Source organism: Thioalkalivibrio sp. ALM2T (genome assembly GCF_000381505.1).
GTDB lineage: Bacteria > Pseudomonadota > Gammaproteobacteria > Ectothiorhodospirales > Ectothiorhodospiraceae > Thioalkalivibrio > Thioalkalivibrio versutus.
In genome coordinates this window covers 1-19,722 of sequence record NZ_KB906556.1, presented here as the reverse complement: position 1 = coordinate 19,722, position 19,722 = coordinate 1, and the positions used below count along the sequence as shown (strand labels likewise).

Genomic DNA, 19,722 nt, shown 5'->3' with positions numbered 1-19,722 from the left:
AAGCACCCATTGATAGCAGCCGGTGTGCTCACGAGTTAGTCCGCGGCCAAACTCGTTGGTACGTTAGAACGCCTCATGAGAACGTGGTCTGGTAATTCATGCCTCGCCGTCCTGCTCACCACGCTCAGCGGTATCGCTGGAGCGGATGAAGCAGTTAAAGGAGGATTCGGCATACAGCTGGGCGAACAGATCTCCCGTGACGATCCCCGCATCAAGGGAGACGAGGAATCCAGTCCTGATGCCGGCCTGAGGCTTTCCTTTGAACCTGACCACCCCTTTGGCGCGCTCGAGCACTACCATGTCCGGGTCACCCCAGAGGGCCGAAAGATCTACAGAGTGACGGCGGAAGGCTCATTCCAGTCTTCTGCAGCCTGCCAGGGAGAGCTCGCGGCCCTTCAGGAGGCTCTAGAGGAAAGGTACGGGGTGACCAACGAGAACATCGTAGACTCCGTGCTAAGTTCGGCGACCGGCATGGAAGTCATCAGGTTCGGACGTCCTCCGCAACGAATCGTCGCGGCCTGTATCGGATTCATGGGGAGTCATGATCTGACGCTTTCGTACATCGATGATGATCTTGAAAAGCGCGCCAAAGCGGAACGAGCCCGGATGGGGGAAGGTGAGTATGGCGGCGAGGGGCTATAAAGGCCGCATGGGAGAAACCCCATCGCTTTACTGATCCCAGCGCCCGATTGAGCGCCTAGACAACAGGTTAGACCCCCTCCACCTCGATTCCGTGTAGCGCTAGCCAGCGCTTTCGTTGGTCATAGTCGGGCATAGCGCGCTCGAGCCGACGCCAGAATTCAGGGGTATGGTGAGGCTCGTGCAGGTGGATCAGCTCGTGTACGGCCACATACTCCGCAATGCTTCGGGGGAGCAGGATGGTCTTCCAGTGGAAGTAGAGCCATTGTCCTCGGCCGCATGAACCCCACCGAAAGCCCAGGTCCTGCACCTTCACGCCGGCAGGGTTTAGACCGAGCCGTCTGGCATGGCCACTTACCTGCCGCGTCAGCCAATCGCTCGCGCGATCGGTGTACCACTGGATGAAGTGCTCACGGGCATTTTCCAGCACATCCTCCCGAATGCGGAATCGGCCCCCGTCGAGCTTCAGCGGGACCGTCTGCTCCGACGACGAGACGATCTTCAGTCGATGGCTACGCCCTAGGTAGAGAAAACCTTCGCCATCGACATACTCCTTCTTCGGCAGCTGACGGTGGCGTTCAGCCTTCTCCGCCAACTTCTTGTAGATCCACCCACGCTTCTCCGTCACAAACGTCCGCATCCGCGCCGGATCGGTCCCCAGCGGTGCGGCAATCACCAACTCGCCACCACGGTCCACCGTGATCTCCAGCGTCTTGCGCCGGCGACTCTCGCGAACCCGCAGAGTCAGGTCATCTACATGCAATTCATTCATGCGCGCACGAGCTTGTCATGGTTCGCCCGGGCCAGATCGAACAGACGCTCCACCAGAGGATCCACTTCATCCACCGCAACAATGTCCAGCTCCATCAAGCGCTGGAAAATCTGTCCCTTCAAGCGTTCCTGGTCGGGGATGTGGGAAGGTTTCCAAAAGTCCGGCACCACGATCTCGCCCTGAATGACAGCGATCAGATCTTCGGTGGCAGTCAGCAACCGGGCTTGTTCAACGGGGTCCGGGTTATCCGCATCCACCCCAGCGGTCTTCGCCAACTCCCGCCAGAAGGGTGCTGCATGAGCGGGGAGATCGGGCAGCGCCTCCCCCCCAACCTGGGCATCTTCCCGTAGCTGCCTGATGAGCTCCTCCAGCGCATCGACCTGCTCGGCCCACTGGCCGTCGAGCTGCTGTAGCAGTTCCTCCAGTCGCTCGCTCAACCGCCCGTACTTCACCGGGTCTTCGTCGAGGTGTTTACGGATATGCGAACGGGCCGCGTGCTCCATTTCGGACGCCTTGGCGCGGTCGCCCACCTGACGGCCCACATGCTTGTCGAAATTCGCATCGGTGAGCTGCACCGGAGGAATCTGAGGGTCGATCCCCAAGGAGATCACGTACTCGTCAATCAGCTTGCGGACCTTGTTCCCGACGTCCTGGCCCAGGGAGGGCACATCCTTGTACCGGTTGCGCGCGAGCGCATGGATAAAAGCCAGCTGTTTGGCATCGTTGACGAACTCCAGACCCTCCGGTCGGGGTAGAACGCCATCCAGGCTCCTACTGAACTCCTTGAGCTTCACGGTGAACTCGGCCCGTACCCGCTCGTCCGCTAGCGCCTGCACGGCCTCCTCTACATCCTCCAGACTGTCCACGCCACGCTGGCGCAGCACATCCACCGTTCTCAGGTGGCGATCCCGCAGCAGGGGAATCTCGTCCTTCAGGCTCTGGAGGGCACCTTCAATATCCTCTTCGCTGTAGGCCGCCAGGGCTTCCTTGAGGTGGTTGGCAACGCCGAAGTAGTCAACGACGATCCCATGCACCTTCCGATGCCCCGTGCGGTTCACTCGGGCGATGGCCTGCAGGAGCTCCGCTTCGCGGATGGAACGGTCCAGGTACATCACCCCCTCAATAGGCGCGTCGAATCCGGTCAGGAGCATGGATTTCACGATCAGAAAGGCCAGCGGATCGGCCTTCTCGGGATCCTCATGCATCAACGGCTTCTTGAACCTCTTGATGTGGCTGTCCACCGCCGCGCGATCACTCCACCGGGACCAGCCGGGATCATCGTTGTTGCCGCCACTGATTACCACGGCAAACTCCAGGCGCCGCAGCACATCGCGATAACGCCAGGCCTGGATGGCCGCCTTCACCCGTTCGGGGCGCGTCACCAGCTGGGTATCGTCGAGCTGTTTGTCTTCAACGGAGAGCGCCATCGCTTCCTGCAGCAGCGCATCCCGGGCCTCGTTCAAGGCCTCGTAGTAGCGGATGGCGGCACGGCGGCTGTAGGCCACCAACTGCGCCTTGTAGCCATTGGGCAGGATGTTCGTCACATAGTGGCGCAGCATGTCCGCGGCCTTCTCCTGGATCAGCTGCGGTGCCTCGAATATCTGCCCCTTGGTGGCGTACTTCTTCTTGATAGCCTCCAGCTCGTCCTTGCTGTAGCTGCTGAACAGGTCTTCGAACAGGCCATCCAGGCTCGCCCCGTCCTTGATCGCCCCTTTGGCCGTTCGACCCTCGTAGAGAATCGGCACGGTGGCGCCGTCCTGCTCTGACTCCTTGATGGTGTAGCGGTCGATATACTCGCCGAAGATGTCGTGGGTGCGCTTCTTGTCGCCCATGATGATCGGTGTACCGGTGAAACCGATACGCGCAGCGTTGGGCAGTGCTTGCATCATGTTGGCATGCAGATCACCCGCCTGCGTGCGGTGCGCCTCGTCCACCAGCACCAGGATGTCCTCGCTGGTGTTAAGCACCTCAAAGGGCTCCGAGCGTTGGGGCCGACTTTGTACCGTGTATGCACCGGTCGCCTCGGCCACCTTGCGCTCGCCTGACTCCTCGTCGTCCTCGGGTTCAGGGGCTCCCGAAGCCTCCTCCTCCGTATCCGGCTCCCGATACTTCTGGATGGTGCCAAACACCAGTCCAGGGCCATCCTGCGAGAGCAGCTTCTTCAGGCGAGTGGTGTCCGATGCGGTCGATACCGTCTCGCCGGTGAGTTTGGCTGTCTCGGACAGTTGGACCTGCAGATCCTTGCGATCCGTGATGACGACCACCTTGAACCGTCGCAACTCGGGATCGGTACGCAGCTTGCGCACCAGAAAGACCATGGAGAGGCTCTTCCCGCTGCCCTGGGTGTGCCAGACGATCCCGCCCCGCCGATCCAGCTCGCCATCCTGCAGGCGCGTCTTTCCCGTTTTCAGCCGATCAATCGCGCGGCTCACACCGCGATACTGCTGGTAGCGGCAAACCAGCTTGATCGTCTGCCCGCCCGCGCTCATGAACAACGCGAAGTGGCGGACAATGTCCAGCAGAGTGCCCGGGGCAAGCATGCCCGCCACCAGGCGCTGCTGGGCCGAGAGTTCCGAGACCCCCAACGCCTGCGCCACCTCGGCCTCGTCCCGGGGTGCCACCGTCTTCCAGCTGAGATAGTGGGCAAATGCGGCACCAACTGTGCCCGCTCGCGCCTCATCAAAGTTGCTGGCAACCAGCACCTGGTTGGTGGCGAACAAGGCCGGGGCGCCCTCGTGATCTTCGACCTCAAAATCCTGAAACCGCTGGTCGTGGTAGCGCCGAAGCTGATCCACTGCCTGGCTGATGCCCTCGGGGGTCGTGCGGCTCTTGCACTCGATTATCACCAAAGGGATGCCGTTCACGAACAGCACCAGATCCGGGATGATGTGGCCCTTGCCGGTATCAAACCCTGGCGGGCATTTCACCTTGAACTGGTTCACCACCGTGAAGGTGTTGTTGCCCGGCTCGTCCCAGTCGATGAAGTGGATGGTCTGGCCCCGGCCGCCATCCCAGTCCGGGAGTCCTTCCACCGTCAGCCCACCAAGCAGCAGCTCCGTTCCCTGCTGGTTGGCCTCCATCACCTTGCTCACCGGAATGCGCGTGATCGCGGAAACCGCCTGGTCCAGCCGGCTGTCATCCAGCCAGGGCTGCCCGTCGCGCAGATTGATGGCCCGCAGGCGCTCGCGCAGCACCGGCTCCATCACGACCTGGGCGAAGCTTGTCCGCTGCGTCACAGCAGGGTCATCGACTGACCCCGTCACATGGTCCCATTGCATCCCGACCAGCTGGTCGATCAGGGGCTTTTCAACGTCCGTGTATTCCGGGCCTGCCATACCGCGCTCCGGTGATCGATGGGGCCAGCATACCAACTCTGCCTACCGGGATATGCGCTATCGAGCTATCCGCGCCCCAGGCAGACTGGCCCCACTGGGCGTAAAATCGAACATGCATCCGAGGAGACCGCGATGAAAGCATCCCCAACCAGGACAGGACGCCAGCCCGTGAGCCGCGAGGCCATCATCAAGGCCGTCGCTACGTCTACTGCGGTCGAGACCGGGGAATCCAGCAAGGCCATCGAAGCCAGGCTTCGTTCAGGCAAGTCTCGTTTCAAATCCCTGCAGCTCGCCTTATTCCCGCCGCACTGAGGTATTAGGCCCGCCGAAAACTCTGGCGGGGCCGGATGGCCTGCGCCTCCAATCAACACGGGCAAGGAATTATGGATGGCATCCAGATCAACAACCCTGGTTGCCCAGATCGAGTTGCCCGCCCGCACCTGCTGCCTCATCGGGCCATCGCCTTCAGCCTCGGCCGAAAGGCATTGACGAAGCAATTCAGCTCCTGCCCCAGCCACTCCCGGCAGGCATCGTCGCTGGCGAAATCGGCCAGCCGGGCGTAGCTGGCAAAACCGGGGTGAGTCGGGTCATCTCCATACCGATAATCCGTCCCGTTCGGCAGCTCCCCGAGGATCTCCTCACGTTCCTCGTTCAGCCGATCGAGGACCTGGGCCATCTCGGACTTCTTCCCAGCCAGAAACACCCCGCAGATCCCGTCCGCCATATATCGAAAGGCCGTGAGCCATACCCCCGGGTACGGCAATGGCACCCGCACATGGTTGCGCACCCGGTAGCTGGGCGGCTCCTGCTCCGGATCGTCGAAGGTGATGCGGGTGAGCGGCTCCCACCAGGCCCGCTCGTCGGATAGCGAGCCGGATTCCGTCTCGCCCTCGGCGTCTGCCGTCACCTCTTCGAGACGGCCACCCTCGCCCCCTACCTGCACAAAGGTCCGCTCAATGGTGTCCGTTCGGGCCACCACGCGCGGCTGCACCAGCAGGCCCTGTTCGCCGAACTCGTACAGGGCAACCTCGACCAGGCCGAAGCTGAACCCCAGCGCGGCGTTGCGGGTGATCAGCTCGGTCATGCCGCTGATCCCCTCACGAATGCCGTCACCGGCGATCAGCAGCAGAAAGCGCCCTTCGCGCAGGGCGCGCGCGGTCGCGTCCACAAAGGCCGCCTCGTCCAGGTCCGGCTGCAGCTCGCGCACGGCTTCGAACGGCACATTGCCTTTCCGGCCGGTGGCGGCCGCCACCCGACGCTGCAGGTCCGCATAGCTCCATTGTGATACCGCCCGGGCATAGTCGAGGATCTGGGCGATCACCTTGCGGCGCGCTTCAGGATTGCGCCACAGCTTGCACTCCACCAGCGTCAGCCGACCGGATGAACTGATGAACGCCGCATCCACCGGCCCGGCTTCGGTCTGCAACTCGGTACACAGCGACACCAAAGGTGCGAAGGAGGCATCGATTTCCTCGATGGGCAGCAGGTCCGGGTTCCCGACCAGCAGATCGCGCAGCCAGGCCTCGTCGCGACCATCGGCAAAGCCCAACGGCGCCCGACGCGCCGTCGTGAAGGCGCCGTTTTCGTTCTCCCTGAGAAGAATATTTCCGTAGGCCGGCATCGATCACGCCCTCGATTGTCAATCGTAGACCCGGTCTCAGCCGCGCTGGAAGTCGGGGAGCTGAATCTTGCCAGTGGTGATGTCCTTGATCAGTTCCCGCAGGGAACGCTTGGTGCTGTCGAAGGTGGTCATGGCGGGTCCTTGTACGGTGCTGTCCTGACGTGGTGAAAATGCCGGTTATGCTGGGGTGGCGCCCTGGGCCTCGTCGAGAAGGGGGGTGACGCGGACGCGGCCGGTTAGGAGGTCGTCCAGGATGGCATTTTTTTGGCTATAAAGCTTCCGGGCTAGAAGTTCTTCTTGGCCAATGCGTTTCTCAAGAGCGCCGTATTTCCCCAGAATCCGCCTTTGTTCATACAAAGGTGGCACAGGTATCTTCGTTGATTCCACCTGACTTGAACTGATATTTAACTGCGCCGCGCCCGCAGACTCTCGACGAAGATGATCTTGGTAGTATTGACTCTTAACTATTAAGTCGAGGATCCGATAAACGAGCCTCTCCTCATCCAATATCTTAAATCTTCCCACCCGCTGATTTAGCAGGGAAGGGATATCATTCTCCGACACGACCGCCCAGGTTTCAATGCTTCCAGACATCCCCAGAACCAGATCTCCAGCGTGAAGCCTAAACCCGCCAAGGTGCCTTAGATAATGATCAGACACTGTAACAGCATCCGAAAGATCAAGCCTCCCACTCTTTAAATTGCTCATCCTGACAATTGGGATACCCCCTAATCCAAATTCACCGCTAGGAAACGCAAAACCACCTTGTAACTTTGCGAGTTCACCTAGACTACAGGTTGACCACTCCCTCGGAATCAACCCCAGCGGCGATTCCTTGTAGAGCTCCGGTGCCTGCTCGGGGCTGGGGCGTAGCTGGCCGTTCTCGTTGATGCCGCGGGTCAACAGGTCGTGGAGCAGGCCTTCCTTGACCTTCTCCAGCTTGGCAATCAGCGCCTCGGTTTTCTGGATCTGGGTGTCGAGGGTGTCGAGGATGCGGGCGATAAATCGCTGCTCATTGGGTGGCGGAAGAAGAACCTTTGCTGCGCGAACGATTGATCCACTAATGTTGGCCTGCGTCGTCTGGCCTGAAAACCGGGACCACCTTGGCCGAATGAAATCCAACTGGTGATAAAGGAAGTCCGCACTGCAACAGAAAGGTTCCAACAGAGCACAGAGCGCTTGGTTGGCTGCCATTTCCTTAGCAGTAATCTTGGTTAGGCCAATGGTTCCATACATAGAAACAAGGATCGTTCCCTCAGGATAACGCTTAGCCGACGTTTCCTTGAGAGCTGCTTCCGTGATTTGCAGATCACAATCCTCAAGGTACTTCGAGACAGCCCGACTTAGGTCTTCAGTCTTTGCGAAAGGCAGTCCTCCTGAAGATGTGTAGTAGCGGCTGCTCCCAGCCGTTGGTGTGCCTCCGCTAGTAATGCTAGCCGCCAGATCATCGAGCCGGCGGACTTGCCATCCTTCGGGAGCATTCTCATATTGCTCACACATAGCCCAACCCCTCCAAATACCCCCGCAACTCCCTCGCAGCGGCATCCCGCTCCGCCTCGATATCCGCCAGCGTCACCCGGTACTTGTCCCACCAGGTCTCGAAGGCGGCTACCACCGTCTGGCGCTGTTGCCGGATATACCGCGTCAGGATGGCTTGGAGTTGATCGTGCAGGATGCCGCCGACCAGTTCGGCGGCGGCGGTCTCGTCCAGGGCGTCCACGGCGTCGTTCAGGTGCTGCTCGAAGCTGGCCACTTTCTTCTTGCGCTGACTGTTCACAGTCGTGCGCTCTTTCTTCCAGGCCTTGATCTGCTCCGGCGTGGGGGCGTCGTCGTCCTCGTCGCCCTGCCCCGCTTCGGCGTCGCCCTCTTCCTCGTCCCTGGGCTTGGCCTCGGCGGCCTTGATGCGGGCGTCCAGCTCGGCCTTGCGGGCGGCCAGCTCTTCCAGTTCGGCCACGTAGTCTTCCAGCAGGTGGTGGACCAGCGGGTGGTCCAGGGGGTTGGCCTTGCTCTGGTCGTCCTCCAGCAGGCTGATGATGCTGGTGCGCCAGGCGTCCGCCACGCCCAGGCAGCCCCGGGCCTGCAGGGTGCGGAACTCGTTTTTGTTGTCGAACCAGAACCCGGCGATGATCCCGCGCACGGCGAAGCGGTCGAGCATGCCCATCGGTTCCAGGGCGGCGGCGAAGCTGCTCAGCAGTTCGTCCCGCAGTCGGGTCAGGCGGCCGCCGTTGCCGGAGAGGCCGGTGATGCTTCCGCCGTGTTCGGCCCACCAGGCCTTGAAGGCGGTCAGCACCTGCGCCTCCTTCTCATGCACGCCGGCATCTCCCTCGATGGCGGGTTTGAGGTCGCGCTTGTCGGCCAGGGCCGGGGGGAAGTCCACATAGTCGGGGTCGTCGGGCCGGGGCTGGAACAGGCCCATGGGGTCGAGGCCATGGGCGTCGAACAGGGGCCGTTTGGCGTGGATCTCCTTCACCGGCACGCCGCCCTTGAGGTGGGCGCGCACGTCCTGGGGCTCGGGCGGCGGGGTGTTGTCGGCGTAGCGGCGGATGTTGAGGTTGTAGTCGTTCTCGCGCAGGGTCTCGAGGGGCACCACTTCGGAGAAACCGGGCACGGCCTCGAAGGCCTCGTAGGTGCTGGCGATCTTCTCGATGTGTTCCGGCAGCAGGTGGTTCTGGGCGCGGCCCTCAAAGTATTCCCGGTCGGCGTTGATGAAGAGGACCTGGCCCTGGCGCTCGGCCGGCTTGGCGCCCTTGGCCCGCAGCACCAGGATGCTGGCGGGGATGCCGGTGCCGTAGAAGAGGTTGGGGGCCAGACCGATTACCGCCTCCACCAGGTCGTCCTCCAGCAGCCCGGCGCGGATGCGCTTCTCGTCCCCGCCCCGGAACAGCACGCCGTGGGGCATGACCGTGGCCATGCGGCCATCCGCCTTGAGGCTGGCGACCATGTGCTGCAGGAACATCAGGTCAGCCTTCTTGGCATTCTCCGGCACGCTGCCGTAGCGGAAACGCTCCGGGAAGTGCTGGCTGGGGGTATAGCCGATGGAGAACGGCGGATTGGTGAGGATGCGGTCGAAGCGCATCAGCTCACCGCCCTCCACGTGCTGCGGATCGGTCAGGGTGTCATCGTTGCGCAGGTCGGCGGAGCTGATGCCATGCAGCAGCATGTTCATCTTGGCGATGGCCCAGACCGAGCCGGAGGCCTCCTGCCCGAACAGGTTGAGGTGGCGCGTATCGCCCCCCTGCTCCTCCAGGTACTCCTTGGCCATGATCAGCATGCCGCCGGAGCCCATGCAGGGGTCATAGACCCGCTGGCCTTCCTGCGGGTCCATCAGGCGCACCATCATGCGCACCACCGGGCGCGGGGTGTAGAACTCGCCGCCCTTCTTGCCGGCCGAGTCGGCGAAGTCGCGGATCAGGTACTCGTAGGCCGCACCCAGCAGGTCGGGGAACTCGAAGTCCTCGTTGCGCAGCCGGTACTCGCTGAAGTGGACGATGAGGTCGCGCAGCTTCTTGTCCGGCAGCGTGGTGGAGCCCACCTTGCGGGTGAAGTCGATGTGCTCCAGCACCCCGGCCAGGCCGGGGTTGTGCTCTTCCAGGCCAGCCAGAGCCTTGTTAAGTGCGTTGCCCACCCCCTGGTGCGCCTCGTTCAGCAGATACTCCCAGCGCGACTGCGGCGGCACGAAGAAGTCCGCCTTGTACCAGTTGGGCATCTCGACGAGTTTGGCGACCTCCGCCTCGCTCTTGCCGGTGGCCAGCTGGCTGGCCCGCACCTCTTCCCGACGCTGCTCGAAGACATCCGAACAGCGCTTCAGGAACAGCATGCCGAAGATGTATTCCTTGAACTCCGAGGCGTCCATGCGGCCGCGGAGGATGTCCGCCGCCATGAACAGGTGACGTTCCAGCTGGTTAAGCGTGAGGATCATGGAGAGCGTTGGTCCTTCAATCGGGTGAGGGAGCCGGCCAGTCTCGCCGCTCACCGCGACAAAGACCGTCGCACCGGCCGCGCCTCATGGTATCGGGACAGTGCTCCGGCCGCTATGACTACCCTTCTGCTACCAGACAGCAACTGAAGCGATGCTTAGCCGCGTCGCAACGGCCATAGCATCGACCATACGACCCATGCAGATTGCCGGCATAGAAGGGAGTTCGCCTGGCCGGCGCCGTCGCGCGAAACTGGCAGCCCCACCTCTGATCATGCAGCCTCAAGTCCTTATCCAGACCGTAAGGCATTCTTGTGTCAGAACCCCTTAAGCTCGGCGTTGGCATCCAGCCGGATACGGACGAAATAGGCCCAAGGGCTCCTACCCTCGTTCATCAACAGTGCGGCTCCCCAGTTCAGATCGTGACCTCGTCCCTCCCCGGCGACCATGCAATGGTTTGTGCGAAATGCGGGCTACTGGGTCCGCTATCGTGTCGACTTCCCCGGATTAGGTCCACGCATAACTAGAGGTTTCCGGGATACCCCGGGCGGTTCAACGTGCTGCTAGCAGCCGCCCTCGGCCAAAAGCCACCATTAAAAAGGGCCAGCCCGAAGACTGACCCTTTCTTCAAACCCGCGAGACCATCCGCCTCCTAGCGGAAGATGCTCTCATGACGCGTTTCCGTCATCTGCGGGGCGTCGGCCGGACAGACCGCTTCCGGATCGATCCGCGCAGCCTCGTCCACGAGGCCGAGGTCCGCCGCAGTCGGCATGTCGCCACGTGACACATCCAGGTACTCCAGCAGGCGACCCAGCCCGTTGAGGGCACGAGCCTTGGCGATCTCCATGTCATGCTGCGCATTTACGTGAGCACGACTCGCCTCGAAGTATTCGTTCTCGGTATCCAGCAGATCCAGCAGGCTTCGCTGCCCGATGCCGAACTGCTGACGATACGCCGTGCGAACACGATCGGAAGAGTCCCGATGCTGACGCAGAAAACGCAGCTGACTCTCGAGCGAACGGATATCGTTATACGCCACGGAAACCGTCTGGCGCACATTGCGGCACACCCCTTCCTGCTGATCACGCGCCTGATTGAACTCTTCGGTGAACTGGCGAACACGCGCCTGATCCGCCCCGCCGCGGAAGAGGTTAAAGGACATCACGACCAACGCGGAAGTGTCGCGAATACGGGTATCATCGCGCTCCAGGATGTCGTTTTCATAGGCGTGACGCAGCTGAAGATCGACCCGCGGATGGAACGCAGAGCGTGCGACATTGCGCTGCTGCTGGGCGGCCTCCATGTTGCGCAGCGAGGCGAACATCGCCGGGTTCTTGGTGATCGCCTCGGTCAGGGCCTCCTGCGCCGTGGCTGGAATCGGCTCATCGGAGAACGTCCCCACGAGATCCACACGTTCGTCTGCCGGCATCTGCCCGACCACGCGGTAGTAACGCGCGTTGACGTCGTGAAGGTTTTGCCGCTCGGTCAGCAGATTCGACTCCGCCAGGGCCAAACGGCCAGAGGCCTGTTCGAGATCCACACCCCGGCCAACACCCCGATCGGTCTGATCCACGATTTGATCGTAGACGTCCTTGTGGGCGTCGTAGTTTTCCTGCGCAAGCTCAACCAGGGCGCGCTGACGTTGCACATCGGCAAAGGCCCGCACCGCTTCCAGCGCGGTCTCCTCGGTCGATTCACGCAGCTCGAAGTAGCGCACACGCTGGATCTCGCCCAGACGCCCAACCTCGCTGGCCGTTTCGAAGCCGTCATACAGCATCTGCGTCAGCGTGATGTCGACCCCGCGCGGGTTGCGCGAGAAGTTGTTGAAGTTGTCGTTATTGGACCGCTGGCTCTGGTACCCAGCACGAGCGTTCAGATCGATCTCGGGCATAAACCGGCCACGCGCGCCGGTCTGCTCCTCGCCCGCCGCACGAAATGCGTGCCAGCGCGATTGTACGTCCGGGTTGGAAAGCACCGCTTCCATCGCGGCGTCCCGCAGCGGTTCTGGCGGCTCGGCCTGTGCTGTCCCGCCGACGACCATCGCTACGGCTGCTGTCAGTGCCAGCAAGGTTCCCTTGCCAGCCGTAAACCCAAATCCTTTCACCATGATGTGTCCCCCCCACATGTCAGTTGAAAGCCCACCCATTGGTTCGCGGGCAAGCGCGCTTCACTACTCAAACAAACTACTTGCAAAAAAGGCTTCAGGCTATGGGCTGCTCTTTCGCTGCGCAAACAGAAGCAAAAATCCCACCTAACGCTTGGCAAACGCCTGGAAGCCCCGCGGACCACCACCTTCAACTCATGTAGCCCGTCTGTTTCTGGCTTTCCCGGCTTACGTGGCCCATCATTTGCGTAACAGCGCCATTCTCAGCCACCGGAGGGCACGCCAACGTGCTTCGCTCTCGTGCCCGCAATTCGCCGCTCGTAATCAAGCACCTGGCCTTTGCTCTGGTTCTGGCGATGTCGGCATGGGTCTTGGGCACACCCCAGGCGGGGCTTGATGACCTGGCGCAACTCGAAGAGGTCGCGGCCATCCGCTACGGTCCCGAGGCCGCCGAACGGGTCCGGCAGTGGCGCAACCTGCTTGAGGAGCTGGCCGGTGAAGACGAACGGGTGCAAGTCGCACGGGTGAACGAGTTTTTCAATCGCATGCTTCGCTACCAGGATGACCAGATCACCTGGGGCCAGGAGGATTTCTGGGCGACCCCACTGGAAGCCATGGACAAGGGCGCCGCCGACTGCGAAGACTTCAGCATTGCCAAGTACGTGAGCCTGCGCAAACTGGGAATTCCGGATGAGCGCCTTCGCCTTTTCTACGTGCGGGCACGTATGGGTGGGCCGGGCAGCAACATCAGTCAGGCGCACATGGTGCTCGGGTACTTCACGGACCCCCGAGGCGAGCCCGAAGTGCTAGACAACCTGATCACCCGCGTCGAACGCGCCTCGCAGCGAGACGATCTCACGCCTATTTTCTCGTTCAATAGCCAGGGCCTGTGGCCCGATGGAACCACCCAGTCCGCAGGCGACCCCACCGCCCGCCTGTCCAGGTGGCGCCGAGTGCTGGACCAACTGGATGAGTATGGCCTTGACCTCAACCAACCGATCACCCCGACCCCATAAACAAGGGCGCAGCCATGACACTGAGAAAACAACTCTGGGTTGCCATCGCAATCATCATGTTGCTCGCACTGCTGGTAAGCATCGTGGCGAGCACCCTTTCGGCGCGCAACTACCTGGCCCAGCAGCTCCTGACCAAGAACATCGACAATGCCGCCTCGCTTGCACTGTCGCTGTCCCAGCTGCCCAAGGATGATACGACCGTTGAATTGCAGATTGCCTCCCAATTCGATACCGGCCACTACCGTCATATTCGGCTTGAGGACCCCACAGGCGATCTCATGCTGGAACGACGCAATCCCGAAGCGCCGCGGGGTGTCCCGATGTGGTTCATCGACACCCTGAATTTCGATGTCCGCCCCGGGGTGGCACATGTGTCCGACGGCTGGTCGTCCTTTGGCACGCTGATCGTCGAGAGCCAGACCAATTACGCATACGAAGAACTCTGGGCCGGCACCCTTCGACTGACGGCAATCTTCACGGTTGGGCTCTTGGTCATCGGTCTACTGGGGTCGTTCCTGCTCGGACGACTCATCCAGCCCCTCCGGCAAGTCGTGGAGCAGGCCGAAGCGGTAGGTGCACGCCGCTTCATCACCACCCCGGAACCGCGCACATGGGAATTCCGCGCCCTGGTACGCGCGATGAACCAACTGACCGAGCATGTCCGCGCCATGCTCGTTGAAGAGTCGAGACGACTGGAACGCCTGAAGACCCGGCTGCAGCACGATGACGTGACGGGCCTGCTGGCCCGGGAGCCCTTTCTCGCCCGCCTGCAGGCCACACTGGATAACCGACATGCCGGTTCCTCCGGCAGCCTCGTGGTGCTCCGCATCCACGACCTGGCCACGCTCAACCAGATCGTCGGCCACCAGAATCTCGATGCGCTGCTCGCGCGAATCGCGAAGATCGTGGAACAGGCCGTCGCCCATACCGAGTATGGTGCCGCCGGACGGCTCAACGGCTCCGACATCGCGGTCTTTGGTGACAGCATCGCGGACAGTCACCGCTTCGCGCAGTCCCTGCTGGGCGGCGTTCGGGACGCGCTCGGCGACGACGCACCCGACGCCCTGACGCTTCATGTTGCCGCGACCCTCTACCACCCCGAAGACACCACCGGGGAGGTTCTTGCGCGAGCGGATCTCGCGTTGGCGCGGGCGGAACTGGAGCCCGGCGATGCAGTCGCCCACGAGCCCCATGCCGCCCTTCCCTATTCGGACCAGCATCAATGGCGGGCGGCCATCACCGACGCGCTTGACCAGCACGGGATCGAGCTGGGTCGGTTTCCGGTCATCGATGCCAACCAACAGCTGATGCATCACGAAGCGCCGATGCGCCTGTTACTTGACGGCGAACTGCGACCCGCGGGCTATTTCATGCCCTGGGCGGTGCGCCTCGATCTGATCCGCCGGCTCGACGACGCCGTCCTGGAAGCGGCCTTGTCTCAGTTGCAATCGCCCGACGAACGCCTGGCCATCAACCTCTCGGTGGACAGCCTGCGTGACACCCACTTCCGTCAGGCCCTCGAGACCCGGTTGCAACTGGACCCCCGAGCGGCGGGACGCCTGTGGGTCGAGTTCCCGGCTCGTGGTGCACTCGCACACCCTGCGGAACTCCGCGATCTCTGCCGCATCGCGCGCCTGACGGGGTTCACCGTGGGGCTCGAGCACGCGGGACCGGAAGCCTTTCAGGCGCACGACCTGACCACCTTTGGCCTCCATTACGTCAAACTGCAGGCTTCCCTGACCCACGGCGTGCATCGCTCCAGCGAGACCCAGGCCCTCATACGCGGGCTTTGCACCCTGGCGCACTCCATCGGGATCCTTGTGATCGCCGAAGGCTGTGACAGCAGCGACGACATCGATCCGCTGATGGATGCCGGCATCGACGGCATCACGGGTAGCGCGGTCCGGGAGCCGACGCGTTAGGGCATCGTGCCGGATCGCAGGCGTCTGCATGGTCACCCGTGCACGGAGCCAACTGTCCGACCTGCCCCAGGCCGGATCGACAGTCCGCTACCCGCCCAGCACGAACCCTCCTTGCTCGGGGATTCCATTCCCGAAAAGAAAAAGGCCCGGGCCGCATCGCGGCGCCGGGCCGTTGATCCCGATGGCAGGGACCGCTACTGATCGATGGAGAGATGCCCGTTTTCGATCAGGGTCTGGATAAAATCGTACGACGAATCGAAGCCATCCATGCTGATCCCTTCCAGCGTGATGGCGTAATCGGCACCGCCCGTTTCACTCCCCAGCATGCCGCCCGAGCTGATGTGCAGCACGGTGTCCTCGCCCTGCGCTTCCGCCATCAGGTACTGGTCGATCGTCTCCTGGCTCGCGCTGGACAGGAGCTCGCCGAGCGTGATCTGGGCACCGGGATCGCTGCCCTCCAGGCTGAAGCCCTGGATCACGAAGCGCGCCGGATCCTCCATGCTGCCTTCACCACCCTGCGACACGACAAAGATGTCCTGATCCGAATCGACCGTCAGGAAATTCGCCCCGAAGGCATCGGCTTCACCGAGGGCATCGACCACTTCGGCGGCAAGCGCCTCTTCGCCACCCGCGGGATAGAACTCCGCATCCTCGCCCTGACCCACCTGCACCGAAAGGTCGACTGGCTTCACCGCGAACGCGCTTTCGTCTCCACTGCCTCCAGGACCCGTACTCCCACCCTGGAATGCAATAAAGGCGAACGTCTCGCCGGCGAGCTCCAGGAAGCCATTCTCGTTCACATCGCTGGCCAGATCACGGGCATCACCGATCCGGACACCATCGGCGTCGTACAGGTGATAGGACGCGCCATTGATGGCGCCCTGGACCTGGAACACGGCCGTATCGGCCGGACTGACCAGCGTAAAGAGCAGGGCCTCACCGAACTCGATCGCGTTGGGGTCATCCGAAGCCCCCTGATGGTCGATCGCGAAAAATCCATCCTGATGCGAGACGGCTGCACTCTGCGAACCGGTCTCCTTCAGGTTGTTCGCATTCGCCATCGTCCCCTGAACATCACTGCCGCCAACCGTGTGGGCAGAAGCCATCAGATCCGGCACCGGGTCCGGCGGCTCTTCGCCACTCGGCTCGGGCACGGGAGCCACGCCACTACCGGTATCCACGAGATCGTCCATCCCGGACAGGACCACGCTGCCCTCGATCGTTACATTCAGCTGATTGCCATCCACCAGACCGGCGCGAATCGCTGCCGCCCCTGCCTCGGTCAGTACCACCACCCAGTTGCCCGAGCCGTCCTGGGCCAGCGCCAGGTAGGCCGTATCCCCACCCACGATGCTGTACGCGATCGCCCCGGCCAGTGATGGGTCCAACCCGTCCAGATTCAGGACGTGAGACACATCGAAAACCACGTCACCCGCGGCGGCGTCATTCGCATCTTCGTAGCCGTATCCCGCTGTCACCGACACGGATACCGCAAGCGTCGGATTCGCGACAGGGGGGGGATCCACGGGCGGCGGATCGACAGGCGGAGGTTCCACCGGAGGGGGATCTAGCGATGGATCGGTCGGTGGCATACCGGGCGGAATGCCCGACTCGACCGGTTCGCCCCCGGGGACCGCTACGGTCTCGCCCAAGGCATCCGGACGACCGAAGGCGTTCACTGGGAACGTGTAGTTAATCGGCTCCACAGGCTCGTTGATACGCGCGACGCGGACAAACCCGGCCCCTTCGCTCTCACCGCCCTCAAGGCCCGCTGCGGGAGGTGCGATCAGCGCATCCAGCGACTCACCATGGTCGAGAGCGGCAATCACCTCTTCCGCCGTCGGGATCTCCGGATTATCGGCCCGCCCGCTCTCCGCCAGGGCCTCGCCCATCAGGGCCTGCTGTCCCTCGCTGAGCGAGACGGCGATACCGTCCGTCCCTTCCAGTTCCACCGACGCGCCGCGCAGCGGGATCACTTCCTCGCCCGCATACACCGGATCGCCCACGCCAAGTACTCTCGAGTTGCCCTCGGCATCCCGCGCAATCACCGTCCCGGTCAACGCCTGTACGGTAGCTACCACAGCATTCAAAGCCATTCTCCCCCTCCTACGCCAATCCTGCAGACCCGGCCCACACGAACGCTCACGTGTCCCTTGTCAATCCAGCTGTCCCAGATCACCCGATTGTGCCAGCGCGGACCACTCGACCCTATCGCGTCCCATCTACTTGCCGGCCGGTCTAAAGCAGGCCCTCATCGTCTTCCACCAAATTCAGACGTTGCGCCGAGGCACGAAGATCCTTGCGCCCCAACAGCTTCGTCTGTGCCGCCTCCGGGAGATCCGTAAACCGGATCACGCCCTTGTCCGTAAGCACCTCGACCAGGTCCTCCAGCACTCGAATCAGCTCCAGGTCGGAGGCCTGCAAAGCGGCCGGCGCGGGCTCGTCAACATCCCCGCCGAGAAACGCCACCATCTCCGGTGCATCCGCTGCCACGAACTCCGTGCAAGCGGCATTCGCCTCGCGGCTCACCTGGTCGATCCTGCCTTCCGTATCCCGTCTCACATACATGCGCGGCCCCTCCGGCCGTTTCCGACTCCGCTTGCCAGACTACACCCCCAGACACCAAAAAGCCCCGCCGATCCAAACCGGCGGGGCCCCAAACACGACCGCTTACTGGTCGATTTTCAGCTGACCATTTTCAAGCAGGTTCTGAACCACCGCTTCCGAGCTATCCGCCCCACCGAAGTCGCTGAACGACTTACCTTCCAAACGGATGGTCTGGTCGGCATTGCTGTTGTCGTCATTCAAGCCCCCCGACGAACTGATGTGAAGCACAGTGTCATCACCGTCCTGCTCGGCATTGATGTACTCAGCAATATTCTGCTCGTCTTCGCCCTGAAGGAGGTCCTTGAGGTCGAGAACATTATCCCCATTGCCGAAGTCCGTAATGACATCGTTGGCCGGATCGCCTTCGGTTCCCGCATCTCCGGTATTCCATCGGAAGATGTCGTCCCCAGCCCCACCGGTCAGGATGTCGTCTCCAGCACCGCCAATCAAAATGTCGTCACCGTCTGTACCAGTCAACGTACCTCCTTCAGGCTCACCCTCTAGGGTCACCCCTTCCGGACGAATACCGAAACCTGCGCCGCCGGAACTATTGAAGCCAATATACTGAAACTCACTTTCGTCGCCCGCCCGGAATACACCGTCTGACGGAAAGTCAGCCGCACCTTGTTCCAGACGATTGCCGGCGGCATCAAAAACATCCCATCCACTATTGTTTTTCCAATTCCCCGAGAACGAGACAGTGACCGCCGATACGGGCTGCCCAAGGTCAATCATCAGGAACTGAGGGTTCGAAACCGTGTAGAACCCTAACTCGTTTGCGATGGCCGGATCGTTTTCATCCATGATCTCGATCGCCGAGTCCTTACCCGCCCACGCATTTTGACCAACGATGTAGGCATCGCCATAAATCGGTCCCGGCTCCGGCTCCGGCATCGGCATCGGCACGTCCACCGATGCATCATCGAATCCGGTAACGGTGAAGCCGTTTTCACCCTCGCCAATCTCCTGCGTGCCGGTCACCGTCACACTGGCGCCAGCCGGGTCGAACTGGCCGTTGCGGATCGCCTGGGCGCCGTCCTCCGTCAGCACGATGGCGTCGCCCGCGGCGTTCAACGCGAAGTAGCCTTCGTCGTTGCCACCGGTGATCTCATAGCTCACCTCTCCGCCCAGTTCCGGATCGATCCCGGCGTAGTCGGTCTCACTGCTCAGCGTGAACGCTAACTGACCTTCCGAGGCCTGGTCACTGCTCTCCAGATCCAGCGCCGCCGTCACCGTCACCTCCAGACTCGGCTCCGGCGTCGGCACGTCCACCGATGCATCATCGAATCCGGTAACGGTGAAGCCGTTTTCACCCTCACCAATCTCCTGCGTGCCCGTCACAGTCACACTGGCACCCGCCGGGTCAAACTGGCCATTGCGGATCGCCTGGGCCCCGTCGTCCGTCAGCACGATGGCGTTGCGCACCTCGTTCAACGCGAAGTAGCCTTCGTCGTTGCCACCGGTGATCTCATAGCTCACCTCTCCGCCCAGTTCCGGATCGATCCCGGCGTAGTCGGTCTCGCTGCTCAGCATGAACGCCAGCTGGCCTTCCGAGGCCAGGTCACTGCTTTCCAGATCCAGCGCCGCCGTCACCGTCACATCCAGACTCGGCTCCGGCAGCGGAACCTCGATGCTCGCCTGCGCATCATCCGTCAGGACGAACGGGTTCACACCGTCCTCGGCGATGGTCACCGTGCCCTCGACCGACGCCATCAACCCGTCCAGGCCCACCTGGCCATTACGGATCGCCGCCGCACCGTCGGCTGTCAGCACCACATTGCTACCTTCCA

13 protein-coding genes are annotated in these 19,722 nt (G+C 62.3%); 4 read left to right on the top strand and 9 right to left on the bottom strand.

The genetic code is table 11. The features are described from left to right. The first annotated feature begins 75 nt into the window (after positions 1-75). Positions 76-642 (top strand): hypothetical protein, encoded by a 567-nt coding sequence (locus tag F816_RS14780; protein WP_155998457.1) that lies wholly within the window; start codon positions 76-78, stop codon positions 640-642. A 67-nt stretch (positions 643-709) separates the two neighbouring features. On the opposite strand, the gene F816_RS0100060 is transcribed toward F816_RS14780, so the two are convergent. Beyond that, positions 710-1,411, bottom strand: a complete 702-nt coding sequence (locus tag F816_RS0100060; RefSeq protein WP_019593003.1) for a M48 family metallopeptidase — start codon at positions 1,409-1,411, stop codon at positions 710-712. Continuing rightward, positions 1,408-4,746 carry a type I restriction endonuclease subunit R gene (locus tag F816_RS0100055; RefSeq protein WP_019593002.1) on the bottom strand — a complete coding sequence of 1,113 codons (3,339 nt, stop codon included), beginning with the start codon at positions 4,744-4,746 and terminating at the stop codon, positions 1,408-1,410. The genes F816_RS0100060 and F816_RS0100055 overlap by 4 nt, the downstream gene beginning before the upstream one ends. 132 nt (positions 4,747-4,878) lie before the next feature. On the opposite strand from F816_RS0100055, the gene F816_RS14925 reads away from it, so the two are divergent. Next, entirely contained in the window at positions 4,879-5,058 is a 180-nt protein-coding gene (locus F816_RS14925; protein WP_081622640.1) for a hypothetical protein, read from the top strand. Positions 5,059-5,194: 136 nt separating this feature from the next. Here F816_RS14925 and F816_RS0100050 read toward each other — a convergent pair whose 3' ends face one another. The 4 genes from F816_RS0100050 to F816_RS0100030 all read right to left on the bottom strand — a co-directional run bounded on the left by F816_RS0100050 (position 5,195) and on the right by F816_RS0100030 (position 12,324). Continuing rightward, the gene (locus F816_RS0100050) at positions 5,195-6,367 is read right to left on the bottom strand and encodes a hypothetical protein (protein WP_019593001.1); all 1,173 of its coding nucleotides are present in this window, start codon (positions 6,365-6,367) and stop codon (positions 5,195-5,197) included. A gap of 177 nt (positions 6,368-6,544) precedes the next feature. Further along, the gene (locus tag F816_RS13930; protein ID WP_196801667.1) at positions 6,545-7,867 is read right to left on the bottom strand and encodes a restriction endonuclease subunit S; all 1,323 of its coding nucleotides are present in this window, start codon (positions 7,865-7,867) and stop codon (positions 6,545-6,547) included. Beyond that, positions 7,860-10,286 carry a class I SAM-dependent DNA methyltransferase gene (locus F816_RS0100035; protein WP_019592998.1) on the bottom strand — a complete coding sequence of 809 codons (2,427 nt, stop codon included), beginning with the start codon at positions 10,284-10,286 and terminating at the stop codon, positions 7,860-7,862. Before F816_RS0100035 ends, F816_RS13930 begins: the two co-directional genes overlap by 8 nt. A gap of 649 nt (positions 10,287-10,935) precedes the next feature. Next, positions 10,936-12,324, bottom strand: a complete 1,389-nt coding sequence (locus F816_RS0100030) for a TolC family outer membrane protein (RefSeq protein WP_019592997.1) — start codon at positions 12,322-12,324, stop codon at positions 10,936-10,938. Positions 12,325-12,743: 419 nt separating this feature from the next. Between F816_RS0100030 and F816_RS0100025 the strand changes: the two genes are divergently transcribed. Both F816_RS0100025 and F816_RS0100020 read left to right on the top strand, forming a co-directional pair. Next, the gene (locus F816_RS0100025) at positions 12,744-13,403 is read left to right on the top strand and encodes a transglutaminase-like cysteine peptidase (RefSeq protein ID WP_231362672.1); all 660 of its coding nucleotides are present in this window, start codon (positions 12,744-12,746) and stop codon (positions 13,401-13,403) included. 14 nt (positions 13,404-13,417) lie between these two features. Continuing rightward, entirely contained in the window at positions 13,418-15,325 is a 1,908-nt protein-coding gene (locus F816_RS0100020; protein ID WP_026333065.1) for a LapD/MoxY N-terminal periplasmic domain-containing protein, read from the top strand. Positions 15,326-15,519: 194 nt separating this feature from the next. Here the strand turns inward: F816_RS0100020 and F816_RS0100015 are convergent, their stop codons facing one another. The 3 genes from F816_RS0100015 to F816_RS15020 all read right to left on the bottom strand — a co-directional run. After that, the gene (locus F816_RS0100015) at positions 15,520-17,421 is read right to left on the bottom strand and encodes a retention module-containing protein (RefSeq protein WP_026333064.1); all 1,902 of its coding nucleotides are present in this window, start codon (positions 17,419-17,421) and stop codon (positions 15,520-15,522) included. A gap of 142 nt (positions 17,422-17,563) precedes the next feature. Beyond that, positions 17,564-17,893, bottom strand: a complete 330-nt coding sequence (locus F816_RS0100010; protein WP_019592994.1) for a hypothetical protein — start codon at positions 17,891-17,893, stop codon at positions 17,564-17,566. A 102-nt stretch (positions 17,894-17,995) separates the two neighbouring features. After that, on the bottom strand, positions 17,996-19,722 hold a 1,727-nt coding region (locus F816_RS15020), incomplete at its 5' end, for a type I secretion C-terminal target domain-containing protein (protein ID WP_026333063.1).

Excerpts from the sequence above, each read along its gene's own strand:
- F816_RS0100015 (WP_026333064.1), bottom strand. The coding sequence starts at position 17,421 with ATGGCTTTGAATGCTGTGGTAGCTACCGTACAGGCGTTGACCGGGACG.
- F816_RS0100010 (WP_019592994.1), bottom strand. The coding sequence starts at position 17,893 with ATGTATGTGAGACGGGATACGGAAGGCAGGATCGACCAGGTGAGCCGC.
- F816_RS0100020 (WP_026333065.1), top strand. The coding sequence starts at position 13,418 with ATGACACTGAGAAAACAACTCTGGGTTGCCATCGCAATCATCATGTTG.
- F816_RS0100035 (WP_019592998.1), bottom strand. The coding sequence starts at position 10,286 with ATGATCCTCACGCTTAACCAGCTGGAACGTCACCTGTTCATGGCGGCG.
- F816_RS0100055 (WP_019593002.1), bottom strand. The coding sequence starts at position 4,746 with ATGGCAGGCCCGGAATACACGGACGTTGAAAAGCCCCTGATCGACCAG.
- F816_RS14925 (WP_081622640.1), top strand. The coding sequence starts at position 4,879 with ATGAAAGCATCCCCAACCAGGACAGGACGCCAGCCCGTGAGCCGCGAG.
- F816_RS0100050 (WP_019593001.1), bottom strand. The coding sequence starts at position 6,367 with ATGCCGGCCTACGGAAATATTCTTCTCAGGGAGAACGAAAACGGCGCC.
- F816_RS0100060 (WP_019593003.1), bottom strand. The coding sequence starts at position 1,411 with ATGAATGAATTGCATGTAGATGACCTGACTCTGCGGGTTCGCGAGAGT.
- F816_RS13930 (WP_196801667.1), bottom strand. The coding sequence starts at position 7,867 with ATGTGTGAGCAATATGAGAATGCTCCCGAAGGATGGCAAGTCCGCCGG.
- F816_RS0100030 (WP_019592997.1), bottom strand. The coding sequence starts at position 12,324 with ATGGTCGTCGGCGGGACAGCACAGGCCGAGCCGCCAGAACCGCTGCGG.
- F816_RS0100025 (WP_231362672.1), top strand. The coding sequence starts at position 12,744 with ATGTCGGCATGGGTCTTGGGCACACCCCAGGCGGGGCTTGATGACCTG.
- F816_RS14780 (WP_155998457.1), top strand. The coding sequence starts at position 76 with ATGAGAACGTGGTCTGGTAATTCATGCCTCGCCGTCCTGCTCACCACG.